The organism is Bombella apis (assembly GCF_018221685.1).
Lineage (GTDB): Bacteria > Pseudomonadota > Alphaproteobacteria > Acetobacterales > Acetobacteraceae > Bombella > Bombella apis.
In genome coordinates, this window is the sequence record NZ_JAGJTM010000001.1 from 190,179 (window position 1) to 206,351 (window position 16,173).

Sequence of the window (16,173 nt, forward strand, 5' to 3'; positions counted from 1 at the left end):
AACCTTATCGAAATAACCCGCACCCAACAGCAGATGCGAGTGATACTTAAAAGCAATTAAATTATGTTATAATTATGTTATAACACTGTAATAATTTTTTTTTATACAATTTTACCGCTTTTCATACTATTTTTCTTCTTTGTTCACGTTTTTTTTAAAAAAATAGTACAAAAATACTCCCGGTTCATATCATAATGAACCACATTCTTTCTTTTTGAGGTACACAATGCGTGAATTGAGCGTTGCGGAACTGGATTCCGTTTCCGGTGGCGGCTTCCTGGGTAACCTTCTTGGTTTTGGCAACAATCAGGCTGCCAATCAGGCAGCTGGTCGCGGTACATCTTCCGGTCTCGGTGACTCCATCATCGGTGCTATTGCCGGGGCTGCCATTGGCGCAAACAGCGGTATGATCATCGGCGGTATCCATGGTGGTGACGGCGGTGGCGTTCTGGGCATTGGATCTATCGGTCAGGCTGTTGGTCTGGTCATTCCGACGCTCATGGGGGCTATCAACGGTGGTATCCTTGGTGCGATCTATGGCTTCAGCAATGGCCAGACATGGATCAACCAGCTTATCCAGGGCACGGCCAATGGTACAATTGGCCAGGGTCCGAATGCAGCAGCAATCCGGATCTGATACCAAGTCTTCATCAATGTATCCTTGAAGTCTGAGGAACACCCGTCAAGCCTCCCGGGCCTGGCGGGTGTTTTTTATGACGCCCACCACATTATGTCTGCAAAAGTAACTCACACTCCTCTCTCCATATCCAAGGTTCTTATTAGATCGTTCTGATGATCTGCAGACACTCCGGATGCAGATTCCTAAAAGAACGCGGCCATATTTTGCAATTGATCGTACCTCCCCTCACCAAAGACCAAAAACACAAATAACTTTATCCGCAATAATAAAAAGCACCTGCCGACATGTGATCATGTCCAATCATCCATCCCCCCCTCCTGCTTCCCCCGGAACCAGCATCAGTCCGGGCTGGGGCTTGGCAGACCGGTCACGATGGCCGACGTTTCTTTCGCCAGAGTGTCCACGATCTCCTGCGGCAACCCCATGGCAAAAATCCTGTCTGCCCTCTCTGCCGTACCAGGGCGATGCGTCACGATCACCCTCGTGATGGGCAGTTCATTCAGAACCGCTTCCACAGCCTGCTCGGAAGCAGGATCAAGGTTGCTGGTCGCTTCATCAAGGAAAAGGATGCGAGGGGCCTGATACAGCGCCCGAGCCAGAATCAGGCGCTGCCTCTGCCCACCAGAAAGCGTGCTGCCCATCTCGCCCACAATGGTTTCAAAGGTCATCGGCATTCGCTGGATGTCCTCATATATCTGTGCATTCCTTGCACAGTCGGCCACCCATTCCATATCCATCTCATCGTCAAAGCCGGAAATATTTTCCGCAATGCTGCCAGAGAAAAGAATGTCATCCTGCAGAACACCGGCAATCCGGGCGCGGTAAGCGTCCCTGTTGGCGGCCTTCAGCTCCATGCCTTTCCAGAATATCTGGCCCTCTTCCGGCTGGATGAGCCCCATCAGCAGCCCCAGGAGGGTGGATTTGCCACAGCCGGACGGACCGATGATCGCCAGGCTCTCTCCGGGATGGACCTTGAGATTCAGGTTGCGGAAAACCCACGCATCTTCCTTGCCATACCGGTAGCCAAGATTGCGACATTCCAGCATGGGAATTTCCGGATTCTCCATGCCGTCATCATCGGAAACACCCGCCGTTTCGCCCAGCGGACTGTCTGCCTCGGTTCCTTCAGCCTCGGCCAGAGCAATGTCGGACAGACGGTCACACTGGACCTTGAGGTTCTTGATCTTGAACACGACGCTGATCAGATTGCCCACCCGGCCACAGAACTGGTCACGATAGCTCATGAAGGCCATGAGCATACCGATGGACATGGCACCGGACATCACCATCCTGGCCCCCAGCACAAGGGTTGCCACCTTGTCCAGAGCGACCAGGAATTCCTGTGCACGGGCAAAAATGAGATCATACCGCTGGATACGCAGCCCGGCATTGATGTTGTCAATCATCCGGTTGGTCCAGACAACCGTCCGGCGCCGCTGCAACCCCATCAGCTTGATGCTGCGGATACCCCGCAGGGTTTCGATGAAATGCCCCTGCTGTGCAGCCGAATGAACCAGCGATTCCTCGGTCATTTCCTTGTACGGACCATACTGGATGAACCGCACGACCAGATCCACCAGCACGGTGATGGTCACCAGCGCTGCCAGCCATTTGCCGTACATGATGATCATCACCAGCATACCGATAGCCATGATGCCATCCAGAATGCTCTGCACCAGATCCGTCGTGAAGGTATGCTGGATGGCCCCGAGACTGCCAAAGCGGGACATGATGTCACCGGCCCCACGCTTGGCAAAAAAGTCCTGCGGAAGGCTGAGCAGGTGGGTGAACAGGCTGACATTCCACTGCAGGGAAATGCGGGTGGAGAAAATCATCACCAGCCATGTACGGAAGGTAGAGATCACACCCTGCACGATGACGAGAATGAGCATCCCGGCAGCGATGGTCCAGAGAAGGGACTTGTCCCCCGTTGTCAGCACTTCATCAATGACGACCTGCCCCAGCATGGGGTTGATCAGGGCCAGGACTTCCAGCCCCAGGGACAGCCCTCCAAGGGTCCAGAGGACCGTCTTCAGCCCCACGATGTGGCGGAACATGTCCCCCACCTTCAACAGACGGCGGTCATCCTTCTTCTCGAACTTCGTCTCAGGCGTCAGCTCCAGCGCCACACCCGTAAAGTGGCGGGACACTTCCTCAAGGGATATCTTCCGTTCACCACGGGCCGGGTCATTGATGACGATACCGGTATCCGTCACCTTCGTCATGACAACGAAATGATTGAAGTCCCAGTGCAGAATGCAGGGACGGGCCAGCTTGCCAAGGTCGTCCAGCTCCAGCCGGACAGGCCGGCAGTGCAGCCCGTAACGTCCGGCAATTGTCATCAGGGCCCGCAGGTTGAGCCCCGTACCGGAGACAGACGTCTCCCGCCTGATGGAAACAAGGTCAACCAGCCGCCCATAATGGCACAGCACCATGGCCAGACAGGCCAGTCCGCACTCTGCAATTTCTGTCTGAAGGATGACGGGAACCTTACGCCGGAAACCAGTATGGATAGTATGGAGATTCACGGCGTCCCCTTCGTGTCATTCTGTCTGGATGGAGCAGGTGAGGGCGTATCCGGCTGGGCGGCGCTATCGGCCAGGGACCGTGCCGGTGCACCACCACCCGATATGGAGCGGACCGTATCCACCATGGATACGACCGGGTCGAGCAGCCACTGGTAGAGTTTGCGCTGGTCGATGGCGATTTCGGCATCCACGGCCATGCCGGGCTTCAGTTTTTCATGCTTGCCATAAGCAATGACGAATTCCTGGTTCGGACGGACACGGATACGGTACACATCCGCCCCCGGCTGGGGCGCAGAAGCACTGCCGCCCTGCTGCCCTGTCCGGGCAGCGTAGTTGCTCCGCTCCGGCAGAGGCGCCTTGGTAACCTCCACCACTTCGCCCTCATAAAGACCAAAACGCTGGTACGGATAGGCAGCATATTTCAGCAGAACATGCTGCCCGGGCCGAACAAACCCTATGGCCTGGCTGTTCACGTAAAGTTCTGCCTGCAGGGTCGCCCTGTCGGGCAGGATGCTCAGCAGGGACTGCCCCGGATTGACACGCTGGCCTACAACCGTGCGGATACCATCAACCGTACCGCTCACACGGGCATTGATGACCCCCATGCTCTGCCCATGCGCCTGGATGAGCTGCCTCTGCACGTCCGAAAGGCGGACAGCGAGATCATTCATGTCCTCGGCCACCTTGTACTGGTGCCGGTTGATCCGGTACTGAAGATCCGCCATATGCCCGTTCATCTCAACCAGCGTCCGCAATGTCTGGGACTGCGTGTCCATGAACTGCACATAGCTGAACAGCTGACTCTGAAACTGCGTTTCCGTCACGAGGTGGCGGTCCATGGCTGTCCGCATCTCATTCATGGCCCGCTCGATCAACGGCAGGGACTTCTTGTCCCGTCCTGACTGCTCCTGCAACATGCCATACTGCTGACGCAGGGACTCCAGCTCATCCTTCAGGGAGGAGAGCTCCACGGGCGCATCAGCAGCGAGCAGATTCTGGCGATGTTCCAGCAGGTCCTTCTGTCGGCGCAGCCCTTCGACAAGCTGCTGCCCGGTGGCCCCATCCTCCGACCAGCTGGAAACATCCACGCTGAAGAGCCGTTCCCCCGCCGCAACATGATCGCCCTCATGAATGTGGATGGCCGCAACGACACCACCCTGATCTGCCTCCGCAACGACCAGCCCCTCTGGTGGCAGCATGACACCATTAGCATGGATGCGCCGCGTATAAGACCCGAAAAAAACGTAAATCCCCACACAGATAACGAGCGCCACCGTACAGAGCGCTGCAATTTTACCCGAGAGAGGCTCGATCAACTGGACGGAGCCGATCCACGCCTCCTGCCGCCATTTCAGGGCCTCCCCCCTGAAAAGCGGGCTTGCTGAGTCTTCCGCCATACACCACACAGTACAGTTAAACAAAACGATAAGGAAATATTAATAATTTTCAGGAATAATACTATAGTGGTCCACAAAACAAGCAAGTCGTTAAATGGCTAATGCTTTATTAATTTAGGGTTAATGACTTATGTATCTTTTCTTTTGCTTGCCAGAGAAAAGACACGCCTTTCGTCTGATAGCGTCCATCGGGCTCTTTTCGCCGCTTCCTGCCATGGCGGCAGACCCGGACCCTGCTCCTGCGCCCGTCACGCATCTCTCCCTGCCGGAAGCCATGGCCATTGCCTATCGCTCCAACCCGCAGATACTCCGTGAGCAGGCCATATTGCGGCAGACTGATGAATCCATGCCGGAGGCCCTGTCCGGATGGCGGCCCACCGTGAGCGGAAGTGCGACCGCCAACTACAACGAGTCCAACTACGTCACCTTCCCGTATGGCGGGAGCTTCCGGTACAATCAGAAATTCAGGGCCCCCGGCTATGCAGCGGGCGTGACCATCACCGAGCCCATCTTCCGCGGAGGCAAGACATGGGCTTCCATGCACAAGGCCCGCAGCTCCATCCTCGGGGAACGGGCACACCTTGTGGACATCGAGCAGCAGCTCTTCGTCAATGTTGTTTCCGCCTATGTTGCCGTCACACAGGCCCGGGCCCTGCTGACCCTGACACGGGAAAATGAACACACGCTGGAAGGGCAGGTCCAGCTGACTACACGACAGCTTGCCCTGAACCAGGCCACCCGCACCGATGCCCTCCAGGCGGAATCACAGTTTGAGGCAGCACAGGCCTCCACCCGTCAGGCCGAGGGACAGGTCCGCGTGGCAGAGGCAACGTTCCAGCGTGTCATAGGTATCATTCCGCCAGAGAAACTGTCTCCAGCGGAGCGGCTTCCGTCCCCTTTCGTTTCGGAGGCGCAAATAAACCAGCTGGCCATCAATGACCTTCCCCAGGTCATGCAGGCCCAGTACCAGCTGGAATCAGCAAAACATGATGTCCGGCTGGCCATCGCCGACCTGCTGCCCCAGATATCCGCCCAGGCCTCCTACCAGAGGCAGGTGAACCAGGGGAACGGCAAATTCTCGGAAGACGCCACAGCCGTGATGCTTCAGGCCTCTCTTCCGCTCTATCAGGGCGGTGCGGAATATGCCCGCATCCGTGCCGCCAAGCAGGCCGTTGATGCAGCTCTCCACAATCTGGCCGAACAGCGGCGTGAGGCCCGCGAAAATGCCATGAGCGCCTGGCAGAAACTGACAGCCGACAGCGACCAGCTCGCCCGCAACCAGAAAGCCGTCGCCACCGGTGTGGAGGCCCTCCATGCCATCCAGCAGCAGGAACTGCTGGGCGTACGGACCACCTTTGAAGTTCTCCAGCAGCAGGAACTGCTCTTCGACCAGCAGAAAACCCTCGTCCAGAATGCAGCCAACCTGATTGAGGATTCCTACCATCTGGCCGCTGCGACAGGTCATCTGACAGCCAAAGAGCTCAACCTGCACGTCTCCCTGTATGACCCGCGCGCCCATTACCATCAGGTGAAATGGAAACTCATCGGAATGGAGTAAGTCTCCTCCCCCGGACATGGCAGACACGCTGCTTTCCTTTCATTCTGCACTGGCCCTGCCCCGGCAAACAGGGCAGAATGAAGAGCCATGCAGCCGAAGCCTGATCCTACCCTCACCCCGGTTTCTTCCCCCGTCACTCCTGCCGGGGGCAAGGAGTCCCCCTGCGCCCGGCAGAGAGCCAGACGGGCCAGATTCGTACATGGCAGCATCATGCGCCATGTCGTCACCATGGCCGGGACAGGCGCCATCGGGCTGATGGCCGTCTTTTTCGTGGACCTGCTCAATTTCTTCTACATCTCACACCTGCATGACCCGACGCTGACAGCGGCCATCGCCTTCGCCACCTCTCTGGGGTTCGTGCAGGTGGCCGTCTCTCTGGGCATGTCCATCGGGCTGGGAGCCAGCACCGGCCGGCTTATCGGGGCCTGCCGCCATTTCCGGGCCAGACGGCAGGCTTCCGCCTTTCTGGTGCTCATGCTCGCTGTCACCAGCACGCTGGGATTGATCACGGCCTTTCTGGCCCGCCCCCTGCTGGCCCTGCTCGGCGCCCATGGTGCAGCGCTGGAACACGCCACGCATTTTCTCTACATCACCTCCCCCGCCCTGCCGCTGGTCTGCCTCGGCATGGCTCTCTCCTCCCTGCTGCGGGCCGTGGGGGATGCCAGAAGTGCCATGCGGGTCACCCTGACAGGGGCCGCCTGCACGGTCATCGTGGACCCCATCCTGATCTTTGGCCTGCATCTGGGGCTGGAAGGGGCGGCCATCAGCACGGTCCTGTCCCGCTGTGTCATCTCTCTCAGCGGGTTCCTCAATCTCCGGGGGCATGACATGCTGGAGCGTCCCCGCCTGAGGACGATCCCCAATGCCAGCCGGGCCATAGGGGCCATTGCCCTGCCCGCCATCGGCACCAACATGGCCACCCCTATCGGAAATCTCATCGTCACGCACGCCATGTCCCGTTTCGGGCTGGAGGCCGTCTCCGGGCAGGCCGTGGTGGACCGCATGGTGCCGGTCGCCTTTGCCTTCGTCTTTGCCCTGACAGGCTCCGTCGGCCCCATCATGGCCCAGAATCTGGGAGCACGGCAGCCGGACCGGGTGAAAGAGACCTTTCTCTGCGCCCTCAAGCTCACGGCCCTCTGTGTCGGGCTGGACTGGCTGGTCTTTGCCCTTGGCGAGCCGCTGATCCTCCAGATATTCCATGTCCAGGGCACGGGGGTGGAGCTGGTACGGCTCTTCTGCCACTGGGCCGTGGCCAGCTACATGTTTGTCGGGCTGCTCTTCGTCTCCAACACGGCTTTCAACAATCTGGGGCACCCCCTCTACTCCACAGCTTTCAACTGGAGCAGGGCCACAGTGGGGACCATTCCCTTCATAGCCATCGGCATCCATTACGGGCCCAAAGGGGTGATGATCGGTCAGGCCCTGGGCGTCACGCTTATCGGCTCACTGGCCCTTGTCGCTGCCCTCACCGTCATCCACCGCCTCGGCCAGACGCTGCCCCAGCGGAAGGGGAAAATGCGCTAGCCTCTCCTGCCAGCGAACACGTCCCGGTAGAAAGCCAGCTCCCGGGCAAGGGAATCCGCAATCACCCCGGCATCCCGGAAGCCGTGCCCTTCACCCGGATAGACATGCAGCGACGAGGCCGGAAGCTGCTTCTGCAAAGCCTGCCCCTGAGACAGCGGCACGACACGGTCTGCATCCCCATGAAGGAACAGGACGGGAGCCGTGATCTTCTCCGGCCATGACAGGGGAGACCGGGCCAGATACACGGCCTCCTCCTCCGGCCACGGCGCCACGAGACCATCCAGATACCGGGCCTCGAAACGGTGCGTCTCCTCGGCCAGTGCCCGAAGGTCCGTCACGCCATAGAGCGATGTGCCCGCCACGAACAGGTCGGACCGGGCCAGAGCGGAAAGGACCGTCAGCCCCCCGGCACTGCTGCCCCGGATGACACAGCGTTGCGGGTCCACCAGCCCCTGCTCGATCACCCCCTGAACGGCCCGGCAGCAGTCCTGCACGTCCAGCACGCCCCACTGGCCATCCAGTGCCGCCCGATAGGCCCGGCCAAAACCGGTGGACCCACGATAATTGACATCCAGCACCGCAAAGCCCCGGGATGTCCACCACTGGACCTTGAAGGACAGGTCCGTCCGGGCCTGCCCGGTCGGCCCTCCATGAACGATCACCACAAGAGGGGGCTTTCCCGCCACCTTTTCACAGTGCGGCCCCCGGGCGGGAGGGTAGAACTGGGCATGGAGCGGCCCCGGCCCGTTCTCCACGGGAAAGGACAGCGTCTCCGGCAGGGCGATGTCCGCCGCGACCACATGAGGCGGCATCTCCCAGGCCCTGCGGATGATCTCCCGGTCTTCCGCAGCTCCGTCCAGCGTGCCGAGCATCAGGGCAGGGGGACCATCCGGCGGGCTGTTCAGCCATACAAAGCGTGAGCCTCCCTCCAGCGGCACGGGAACATCATCCGGCACGGCCCCTGCCAGCACGTCCCGCCAGCCTGAAGCCGGTTCATGCAGCAGGGTTACCGGCACGCCCTGCCGCACACCACGGGCCAGCAGCCGCCCCCCCGGCAGGGCCGCACAGCAGGACTGCCCGAACACCCAGGCAGGCAGCCCCACCTCGGCCGGAGCCGGGGGCAGGGGACAGGCCCGCCATGCCGTGCCGCCCCCGGTGATGTCTTCCGGCTCGAAAGCAACCGGCGTCCAGTGCCGGTCAGACTCAGGCAAGGCACCAGCCGGAGCAGCATCGGACAGCGCATGAAGCCGCCGCCCATCCCAGAACGGCCCCATGACGCTACAGTCCTGCCCCGTTCCACCAGTCAGGCAGACCGTCCCGCCCGCACCGGACAGGTCCGTCACATACAGGCCCGTTTCCGTCCACGGCATATGCGGATTCTGCCATGCGATGAAGGCCAAAAACCGCCCATCAGGTGAAAGCCGGGGCGACATGTAAAAATCCGCCCCACTCTGGAGGGAGTGGAGCCGCCCCTGTGCATCAACCTCCACAAGGTCGGCCTTTTCCTCCCCGGAGGGCGTTTCCACTTCCCGCACGCAGACGAGCCGTCCGTCCTGAAGGGACAGGTCCGCATAACGGCATGTCACGCCATCATCACCGGCAGCCGGGCAGAGCGGTTGGGCGGCCTGACCGTTGCGGCTCCGCCAGAGGCCACCCTGCCTGCTGTCGCTGAACAGCACGACCATGTCCGACCCATGACGTTCCGCAGCCCAGGCCCCACCACCATAGACATGCATGTCCGTACCCACCTGGGCCTCTGGTGGGGTGAGATCGTGCAGGGTGCCATCCGGCGCACGCCCGACCACGACACTGCGGCCCTGTTCATCCGGCCGCCGCTCCAGCCAGAGCACCCATCCCGCCACGGCCCTGATCTCCGACAGGCTGCGTGTCCGGCGTGTCATCAGCTCCGGCGTGACCCAGGGCAGGGAAGGGGCTGCTGTCATGATGTCTCTCCTGCAAAAAACGTTCTTGCCTTATTTCTGCCTACCCCAGTATTCTGACAGGAGAAAGCACTGGCAGGCCGTTGCTGGACCGGGTTTCTTCTGACTGGACTTGGTGCGGCGCAGTGCCCCCTTTCTAGAGGAAGCCCATCCCCTGATACAGCATCTCTCCGCCTTTCTTGAGCATCTCCCCCCGCTTTATGCCTATCTGACACTAGGGTTTATCATTCTGCTGGAAAGCACGGGGATTCCCCTGCCAGCCGAGAGCCTGCTCATCTTCGCCTCCCTCTATGCCTCCCACACGCACCACTTCACACCGGAGGGGCTGATCATCGCCGCTGTCAGCGGGGCCATCATCGGGGACAATGTCGGATACCTCATCGGCCATCAGCTCGGTTATCATCTGCTGGAAAAACACGGGCGCAAAATCGGCCTGCACAAGGACCGCCTCACCCTTGGCCGCTATCTCTTCCGCCGGTTTGGCGGAGCGGGCGTGCTGCTGGGCCGTTTCATCGCTTTCCTGCGCATTCTCATCGCCCTCCTCGCCGGGGCCTCCCGGATGCCCTGGCTGCCCTTCTCAATTTACAATGCCCTTGGCGGGCTGCTCTGGGGAACATGCTATGTTCTCGTCCCCTACGAACTGGGCAGCCAGATCGACAGCTTTACGGGGCCTCTCGGCATCGGGCTTGCCGTTGTCATGCTGGCAGTGCTGGGCGGGTCGTTCCTTTTTCTCCGCCACCACGAACATGCCCTCATCAGGAAAGCCCTTGCCGATGAGAAACGGCGTGAGGCCAGAAAGAAACGGGCGCATCAGCACTGATCGGGCAGGAGACGTTTCCTGCCCGTGACCATCGTGGGTCTCCTGCCGCTTTGCACTGTCTTCTGCCTGAAGAGCCAGCCGGAAGAGAACAGATACGGCTTCTGCCCTCATTCCCACTGAAGCCTGAGGGAGGGGAATCCCCCTCCCTTTATGGGCGCACCACGATCATGATGACGATGAGGACCATCAGGATGGTCGGAATCTCATTGGCAATGCGATAGAAACGCTCACCATGCCGGTTACGCCCGGCAGCAAAATCACGGCGCCAGACAGAGCAGGCCCCGTGGAACATGAACATGCCCAACAGGCAGAAAACCTTGACCCACCACCAGCCGGAGGACCAGCTCACCACCCCCGGGAGAGAGGCCATCAGAGCACCGGTAAAAAAGGTCACAATCATGGCCGGTGCCATGATCTGCTTCTGAAGGCGACGCTCCATCAGGCTGAAACGGGTACTTTCCTCAGAGCCTGCTTTTATCTGCGTATGATAGACGAACAGCCGGGGCAGATAGAACAGTCCTGCCATCCATGACACGAAAGCCATGATGTGCAGTGAGACAAACCAGTTCAGATGCTTCAGCAGAAACAGTGCCATAATCCCGTTACCTTCCGTTCTTCCCGCCTCCATCATGGGGCGGTCTTCCCGCACATCAGACAGCCTCTCCGGCTGTCATGTCATTTCCGGGCCAGAGCCGCCTCAAGAAGGGGCATGACCTCATCGAGATGCTCCACCCGCACGAATCCCTCCACGGGCCAGAAGCCCGGCAGGGGATGGGATGCCGGACGCAGCAGGATGCAGGACATGCCGGCCCGGCGGGCTGCTTCCGCCCCCGTGTCACTGTCCTCGATCACCACCGTTTCCTCCGGCCGGACACCTTCCACCTCGGCCCCATGCAGATAGACGGCCGGGTCCGGTTTGGGATGCCCCATATCGGCAGCCGAATGGATGCGGGCCTCCGGCAGGAGGCGATCCATCCCGGTAAAACCGAATTTTGCCTCCATCTCCGCCATGGATGAGTTGGAGCCGACACGGACAGGAACATGCCGTGCCGCCAGAGCCTCCAGCAGGGGAACGGCCCCAGCCACGGGTTCCGTACCTTCCTTCATGAGCCTGACAAGATTGTCCCGCATTTTCGTGTGGGTGCCCGGGGGCAGGGGATGGCCCAACTCCGCCTCCAGCTCCTTCACTACCTGCGGCAGGGCCTTGCCCGCAAAGCGGGCCAGCCCTTCCTCATCGGAAATGTTCAGGCCCAGCGAGCGGGCAAACCCCGCCGTCGCCCGGCAGGATGGCCCTTCACTGTCAATCAGCACGCCATCACAATCAAAAATGACCAGCTTCAGCCCTGGCCGTAATGCGTTTTTCATGACTGGATGTCCCTGATCGTCTCAACCAGCGTGGCCACATGTTCCGGCGGCGTGGTCTTGATGACACCATGTCCCAGATTGAACACATGTGGCCGCCCCCTGAGGCTGTCCCGGATACGGCGGGCTTCTGCCTTCAGGGCCTCGCCACCATTCAGCAGGATCATCGGGTCGAGATTGCCCTGGAGGGTCACTGTCTCGGGCACCATTTCAGCCACCTTGGCCATGTCCGCCACCGTATCGAGGGCCAGGGCATTGATGCCGGTCTTCCCGGCATATTCCGCCACCATGACACCGCCCAGACGGGGGAAGCCGATCAGCGGCACGTCAGGATGGCGGGCACGGATATGGGCGACGATCTGCCGTGTCGGCTCGATCACATGACGGCGGAAAGCCTCCGGCGGCAGGATACCCCCCCAGGAATCGAACAGCATGACTGCTTCCGCTCCGGCCTCGATCTGGCCGCACAGCATCTCTGCCGTATTGCGGGTCAGACTCTCCATCAGCCTGTCAAACAGGGCCGGGTTCTTCTGCATCATCGCCCGGATATGGGCGAAATCACGGGAGCTGCCTCCTTCGACCATGTAGCAGGCCACCGTAAAGGGGCTGCCCGCAAAGCCGAGCAGGGTCGTCTCCTCCGGCAGTTCCACACGCAGGCGGCGCAGGGCCTCCCGCACGGGGGCCACCGCTTCCATCATCCGGCCTTCATCCAGCCGGGCAAGGTCAGACTCGCTGCGGATGGGCGTCATCACCGGGCCACGCCCTTCCTCAAAGCGCAGGTCCTGCCCCATGGCCCAGGGGAGGATGAGGATGTCCGAAAACAGGATCGCTCCATCCATGCCATAGCGACGGATGGGTTGCAGGGTCAGCTCCACAGCGATATCGGGCGTCATGCAGCGTGTGATGAAGTCCGCCTGCTCCCGCATGGCCCGGAACTCCGGCAGGTAACGCCCTGCCTGTCGCATCAGCCAGACAGGCGGCGGCCAGACGGCCTCGCCCCGCAAGGCCCGCAGAAGCGGCTTGCCCTGTTTGTCCATCCCTGAAGGAACTGCTCTGTCCTGCTGTGTCATGCCTGCGCCTTGTCCAACATCCCGAAAAAAGGGGAGGGAAGATACCCCCCTCCCACGGCCATAGCCATGATGGCATCCATACGGCTATCCTTGCCCCGCTGGGGCGGAAGGCGTCAACTATGGAATGAAGCTCTGTCATGCGATGGCATGATATGATAGCGGCTGCCCGATCATTTACACGGAGGGTCCCCATGCCTGTTCTTGCCAGCGGTTCTGCCATCCGGCTTCAGCTTCTTCATGCCGCCGGAGTCCCTGTCACGGCCAGCCCGGTTGATGTGGATGAAGACGCCCTGCGTCGGCAGGCCGAAGCGCAAGGTCTCTCCCTGCGGGACACGGCCCTTGCCCTGGCCCAGGCCAAGGCAGAAGCAGCCTCCGGCCAGCACCCCGGACGGTTCATCATCGCTGCGGACCAGATTCTGGAGCTGGAAGGCCGGGCCTTCGCCAAACCGGCTGACCTGACCGAAGCCCGCACCCATCTTCTGGCCCTGCGGGGCCGGACCCATGCCCTCCATGCCGCCGTGACCCTCTGGAGGGACGGTCAGCCCCTCTGGTCCCACATCAGCAGCCCGACCCTGACCATGCGCTCCTTTTCGGAGGTGTTTCTGGACGATTATCTCCAGAAGGAAGGGAACGTTCTGCTCTCCTGCGTAGGGTGCTACCGGATCGAAGGGCTGGGCATCCAGCTTTTTGACACTGTAACCGGGAGCAGTGATGCCATTGCCGGGCTGCCGCTCATCCCGCTGCTGGCTGCCCTGCGACAGCATGGTATCCTGCCTGGCTGACAGGCAGCAGGAAGCCCGTGCAATAATTTATGGAAAAAATTGCATCTTCCCCCTTGCCTTTTCCTCCCATGTGGGGATATATGCTCCCCACACGGTGCGTCATCGACACACTGCAAAAGTGGGGCCATAGCTCAGTTGGGAGAGCGCTTGAATGGCATTCAAGAGGTCGTCGGTTCGATCCCGATTGGCTCCACCAGATATCCTCTTACAAATTGTCCCATGTGAAACATCAGCCGGCTTACCTGCCTGATGACAGTGCCTGTCCCGGCCTTGGCTGCTCTGCTGTTTCATGCCCGGTCGTGCGTTTTTCCTGATGCAGGCACCCCTTGCCATGATGTCCCGTCTCCGGGTGGCCGCAGGCAGCATCTTTCCACCAGGCTGGTGGGGCTTCACCCTGCGCATCTGGGCAGCGCTCGTGCTGGCCCTGCTGGTTGCCTTCTGGGCGCAGATTGATTCTCCCGCCAGTGCTGCCGTGACCGTCATGCTGCTGGCACAACCCCTGCGGGGGCAGGCCCTGAGCAAAGCCTTCTACCGGGTGGTCGGCACTCTGGTTGGTGGTGTCGTGGCCCTCTGCCTTGTCTCCATGTTCGGGCAGGAACGCCAGCTTCTGCTGGGTGGTTGTGCTGTCTGGATGGCCATATGCGCCTATGCTGGCACGTTGCGCCGAGGATTCCGGGCCTATGGGGCCGTCCTTTCAGGCTATGTCGTGGCCCTGATCGCCATTTCCCACATTGATGCCCCCCAGAATGCCTTTGATGTCACGGTGGCCCGTGTCTCCACCGTGATGATCGGCGTTGCCGCCATTGCCACGGTCGCCCTGCTTTCCGGTACACCGCATGTCTGGCAAAGACTCGTGCGCAGTCTGCAGAAAACGGCAGCCGAAGTACGCCATGAAACCCGTCTCGCCCTTGATGACACCGTGCCAACCCTTTCCCCACTGGAAACCATAGCGCTTTCCAGCACGGTCTTTGCCCTGACCCACCAGGTGCATGATACACGCACCGAACTGACCCGAGGTCGGCTGCGCGCAAAAGGGGCACAGGTCTGTCTCATTGGCATGGTGACGGCCCTGTCCTGCTGCCGCAGCCTGCTGGCTCTCATGCGCCAGGCCACCATCGCCCCCGCCGTGCTGGCCCTGACACGCTTCGACATACACGCCCCTTCTGGCACGGACAGAGAAACCATCCTGGCAGACCTGCTCGGCCGCCTGCCGCCAGAGGCCCCCCGGCTGACCCTGGCCGATGCCTGGCGCCTGGAGCGCACGGCCAGCCTGATTGCCAGCCGCCACATCAGCCGCAAAGGTCTCAACACGCTGCTGAAGGCAGCCCCACTGGGCCAGGTAAAAACCATGAGCCGGTTCGCCTTCCACCCGGACAGGATCGCAGCTCTCGTCAATGCCATCAGGGTGCTGCTCTGTTTCAGTGCGGCAGCGGCCCTCTTCATCGGCAGCGGCCTGCCCAATGCCGCCACGGCACTCTCTCAATGCGCCATGCTGCTCTGCCTGGGCATCACCCAGCCCAACAGTGCCGCTTTCGGCCGGGGTATCCTGATCGGAACACCGCTGGGCATCCTGACGGCGGGGCTGACTTCGTTCTTCATCCTGCCGCATGTCAACACCATGATGGGCATGGCCATTGTCATGCTCTTCCAGGTCATGTTCAGCTGCCTGCTCATCATCAATCCCGCAACGGCGGCCGCAGGCTCACATTACGGCGCCTTTTTCTTCGTCTTTCTGGGGCTGAACAATCACCATGACTACAACCTTCTTGCCTTTGTGGACCGCAACACCTTCTATCTCTGTGCGGCTGGCATCACCGCCTTCTTCCTCATCCTGTTCCTGCCGCCACGGCCACGGCGGACCCGCTTCCGCATCACTCTCTCCATCGCTAGGGAGCTGGAACGCCAGTTTGCCGCCCGGTCACCATCCTTCACACCAGCCCTGCTGAGCCGCAAATATGACCGGCTCCACCAGCTCTACATGCTGAGCCAGACCATCAGCCAGGAGAAGAAAGGCAAGGCAGCCTGGAGGGTCTGCCAGCGTTTCATCAGTCTGGCAGACCTCACCACAGCCCTGGCCCGGCTGGAGCTGGACCTCAAGACGGCCCGCCAGTACACGGAACTGGCACCACTGGCGGACACCATGCAGAGGAGCCTGACCCGCATGAAGCTCTTTTCACTGGCAGACCATCTGCCCCTCATGGCAGAGAAGATGCTCTCCCGGGCGCCAGCCTCCAGCGGGCCTGCCCATGTTGCAGCGGTTCTATGTGCTGCAGGGCTGGAGGAAGTCCGCTTCCTCCTCCAGCAGAACGGATCCGCGCTCCGCCATTACGGAATAGGGCGCAGGCGATGGTAACACGCCACCTTGTCATCAATCTGGATGGGCTGTTCGTGTCCTCCTTCATCATCGACCTGGCCCTGGCCCTGCTGGGGACCTTCCTGCTCCGCCTCATGCTCCAGTGGATGAGGCTCTGGCGTTTCTTCGCCAACCCGCCTCTGGCACAGTTTGCCATCATGATCTGCCTGCTCGGCCTGTTCACCATCCTGCTATAAGG

Annotated in this window: 13 protein-coding genes and 1 tRNA gene; 8 read left to right on the forward strand and 6 right to left on the reverse strand. The window is 60.7% G+C overall.

The window, feature by feature from the left end:
• Positions 1-226: 226 nt before the first annotated feature.
• On the forward strand, positions 227-637 hold the full coding sequence (locus J8Z04_RS00830; protein ID WP_192848680.1) for a colicin V synthesis protein: 411 nt from the start codon (positions 227-229) through the stop codon (positions 635-637).
• Between the two features lie 341 nt (positions 638-978).
• Here the strand turns inward: J8Z04_RS00830 and J8Z04_RS00835 are convergent, their stop codons facing one another.
• The gene (locus J8Z04_RS00835; RefSeq protein ID WP_192848679.1) at positions 979-3,168 is read right to left on the reverse strand and encodes a peptidase domain-containing ABC transporter; all 2,190 of its coding nucleotides are present in this window, start codon (positions 3,166-3,168) and stop codon (positions 979-981) included.
• Entirely contained in the window at positions 3,165-4,565 is a 1,401-nt protein-coding gene (locus J8Z04_RS00840) for an HlyD family efflux transporter periplasmic adaptor subunit (protein ID WP_081562429.1), read from the reverse strand. Before J8Z04_RS00840 ends, J8Z04_RS00835 begins: the two co-directional genes overlap by 4 nt.
• A 214-nt stretch (positions 4,566-4,779) precedes the next feature.
• On the opposite strand from J8Z04_RS00840, the gene J8Z04_RS00845 reads away from it, so the two are divergent.
• Together J8Z04_RS00845 and J8Z04_RS00850 are read left to right on the forward strand one after the other, a co-directional pair.
• Positions 4,780-6,123: a TolC family outer membrane protein gene (locus tag J8Z04_RS00845; RefSeq protein WP_043559475.1), complete on the forward strand. Its 1,344-nt coding sequence runs from the start codon at positions 4,780-4,782 to the stop codon at positions 6,121-6,123.
• Positions 6,124-6,210: 87 nt separating this feature from the next.
• Positions 6,211-7,647, forward strand: coding sequence for an MATE family efflux transporter (locus tag J8Z04_RS00850; RefSeq protein ID WP_081847677.1), 1,437 nt, complete (start codon positions 6,211-6,213; stop codon positions 7,645-7,647).
• Here the strand turns inward: J8Z04_RS00850 and J8Z04_RS00855 are convergent.
• A complete protein-coding gene (locus tag J8Z04_RS00855; RefSeq protein WP_192848678.1) occupies positions 7,644-9,590 on the reverse strand; it encodes a S9 family peptidase in 1,947 nt (648 codons plus the stop codon). The two genes, J8Z04_RS00850 and J8Z04_RS00855, sit on opposite strands and share 4 nt — an antisense overlap.
• Positions 9,591-9,702: 112 nt before the next feature.
• Here J8Z04_RS00855 and J8Z04_RS00860 point away from each other — a divergent pair, with 112 nt between their 5' ends.
• Entirely contained in the window at positions 9,703-10,407 is a 705-nt protein-coding gene (locus J8Z04_RS00860; protein ID WP_227449746.1) for a DedA family protein, read from the forward strand.
• Between the two features lie 148 nt (positions 10,408-10,555).
• Here the strand turns inward: J8Z04_RS00860 and hemJ are convergent, their stop codons facing one another.
• The 3 genes from hemJ to hemE all read right to left on the reverse strand — a co-directional run bounded on the left by hemJ (position 10,556) and on the right by hemE (position 12,806).
• The gene (gene hemJ, locus J8Z04_RS00865) at positions 10,556-11,002 is read right to left on the reverse strand and encodes a protoporphyrinogen oxidase HemJ (RefSeq protein WP_043559109.1); all 447 of its coding nucleotides are present in this window, start codon (positions 11,000-11,002) and stop codon (positions 10,556-10,558) included.
• 80 nt (positions 11,003-11,082) lie between these two features.
• A complete protein-coding gene (locus J8Z04_RS00870) occupies positions 11,083-11,772 on the reverse strand; it encodes an HAD family hydrolase (protein ID WP_081562433.1) in 690 nt (229 codons plus the stop codon).
• On the reverse strand, positions 11,769-12,806 hold the full coding sequence (hemE, locus tag J8Z04_RS00875) for a uroporphyrinogen decarboxylase (RefSeq protein WP_043559114.1): 1,038 nt from the start codon (positions 12,804-12,806) through the stop codon (positions 11,769-11,771). Before hemE ends, J8Z04_RS00870 begins: the two co-directional genes overlap by 4 nt.
• Before the next feature lie 224 nt (positions 12,807-13,030).
• Here hemE and J8Z04_RS00880 point away from each other — a divergent pair, with 224 nt between their 5' ends.
• The 4 genes from J8Z04_RS00880 to J8Z04_RS00895 all read left to right on the forward strand — a co-directional run bounded on the left by J8Z04_RS00880 (position 13,031) and on the right by J8Z04_RS00895 (position 16,171).
• Positions 13,031-13,621: a Maf family protein gene (locus tag J8Z04_RS00880; RefSeq protein WP_043559116.1), complete on the forward strand. Its 591-nt coding sequence runs from the start codon at positions 13,031-13,033 to the stop codon at positions 13,619-13,621.
• Positions 13,622-13,741: 120 nt separating this feature from the next.
• A tRNA-Ala gene (locus tag J8Z04_RS00885) sits at positions 13,742-13,817 on the forward strand.
• 135 nt (positions 13,818-13,952) lie between these two features.
• On the forward strand, positions 13,953-15,974 hold the full coding sequence (locus J8Z04_RS00890; RefSeq protein WP_181005224.1) for an FUSC family protein: 2,022 nt from the start codon (positions 13,953-13,955) through the stop codon (positions 15,972-15,974).
• Entirely contained in the window at positions 15,968-16,171 is a 204-nt protein-coding gene (locus J8Z04_RS00895; RefSeq protein ID WP_043559119.1) for a DUF1656 domain-containing protein, read from the forward strand. Before J8Z04_RS00890 ends, J8Z04_RS00895 begins: the two co-directional genes overlap by 7 nt.
• The last annotated feature ends 2 nt before the right edge of the window (positions 16,172-16,173 follow it).

What these genes read in the sequence shown, in the direction of transcription:
- J8Z04_RS00830 (WP_192848680.1), top strand. Translation starts at nt 227, where the DNA reads ATGCGTGAATTGAGCGTTGCGGAACTGGATTCCGTTTCCGGTGGCGGC.
- J8Z04_RS00840 (WP_081562429.1), bottom strand. Translation starts at nt 4,565, where the DNA reads ATGGCGGAAGACTCAGCAAGCCCGCTTTTCAGGGGGGAGGCCCTGAAA.
- J8Z04_RS00845 (WP_043559475.1), top strand. Translation starts at nt 4,780, where the DNA reads ATGGCGGCAGACCCGGACCCTGCTCCTGCGCCCGTCACGCATCTCTCC.
- J8Z04_RS00850 (WP_081847677.1), top strand. Translation starts at nt 6,211, where the DNA reads ATGCAGCCGAAGCCTGATCCTACCCTCACCCCGGTTTCTTCCCCCGTC.
- J8Z04_RS00855 (WP_192848678.1), bottom strand. Translation starts at nt 9,590, where the DNA reads ATGACAGCAGCCCCTTCCCTGCCCTGGGTCACGCCGGAGCTGATGACA.
- hemJ (WP_043559109.1), bottom strand. Translation starts at nt 11,002, where the DNA reads ATGGCACTGTTTCTGCTGAAGCATCTGAACTGGTTTGTCTCACTGCAC.
- J8Z04_RS00870 (WP_081562433.1), bottom strand. Translation starts at nt 11,772, where the DNA reads ATGAAAAACGCATTACGGCCAGGGCTGAAGCTGGTCATTTTTGATTGT.
- hemE (WP_043559114.1), bottom strand. Translation starts at nt 12,806, where the DNA reads ATGGACAAACAGGGCAAGCCGCTTCTGCGGGCCTTGCGGGGCGAGGCC.
- J8Z04_RS00880 (WP_043559116.1), top strand. Translation starts at nt 13,031, where the DNA reads ATGCCTGTTCTTGCCAGCGGTTCTGCCATCCGGCTTCAGCTTCTTCAT.
- J8Z04_RS00890 (WP_181005224.1), top strand. Translation starts at nt 13,953, where the DNA reads ATGATGTCCCGTCTCCGGGTGGCCGCAGGCAGCATCTTTCCACCAGGC.
- J8Z04_RS00895 (WP_043559119.1), top strand. Translation starts at nt 15,968, where the DNA reads ATGGTAACACGCCACCTTGTCATCAATCTGGATGGGCTGTTCGTGTCC.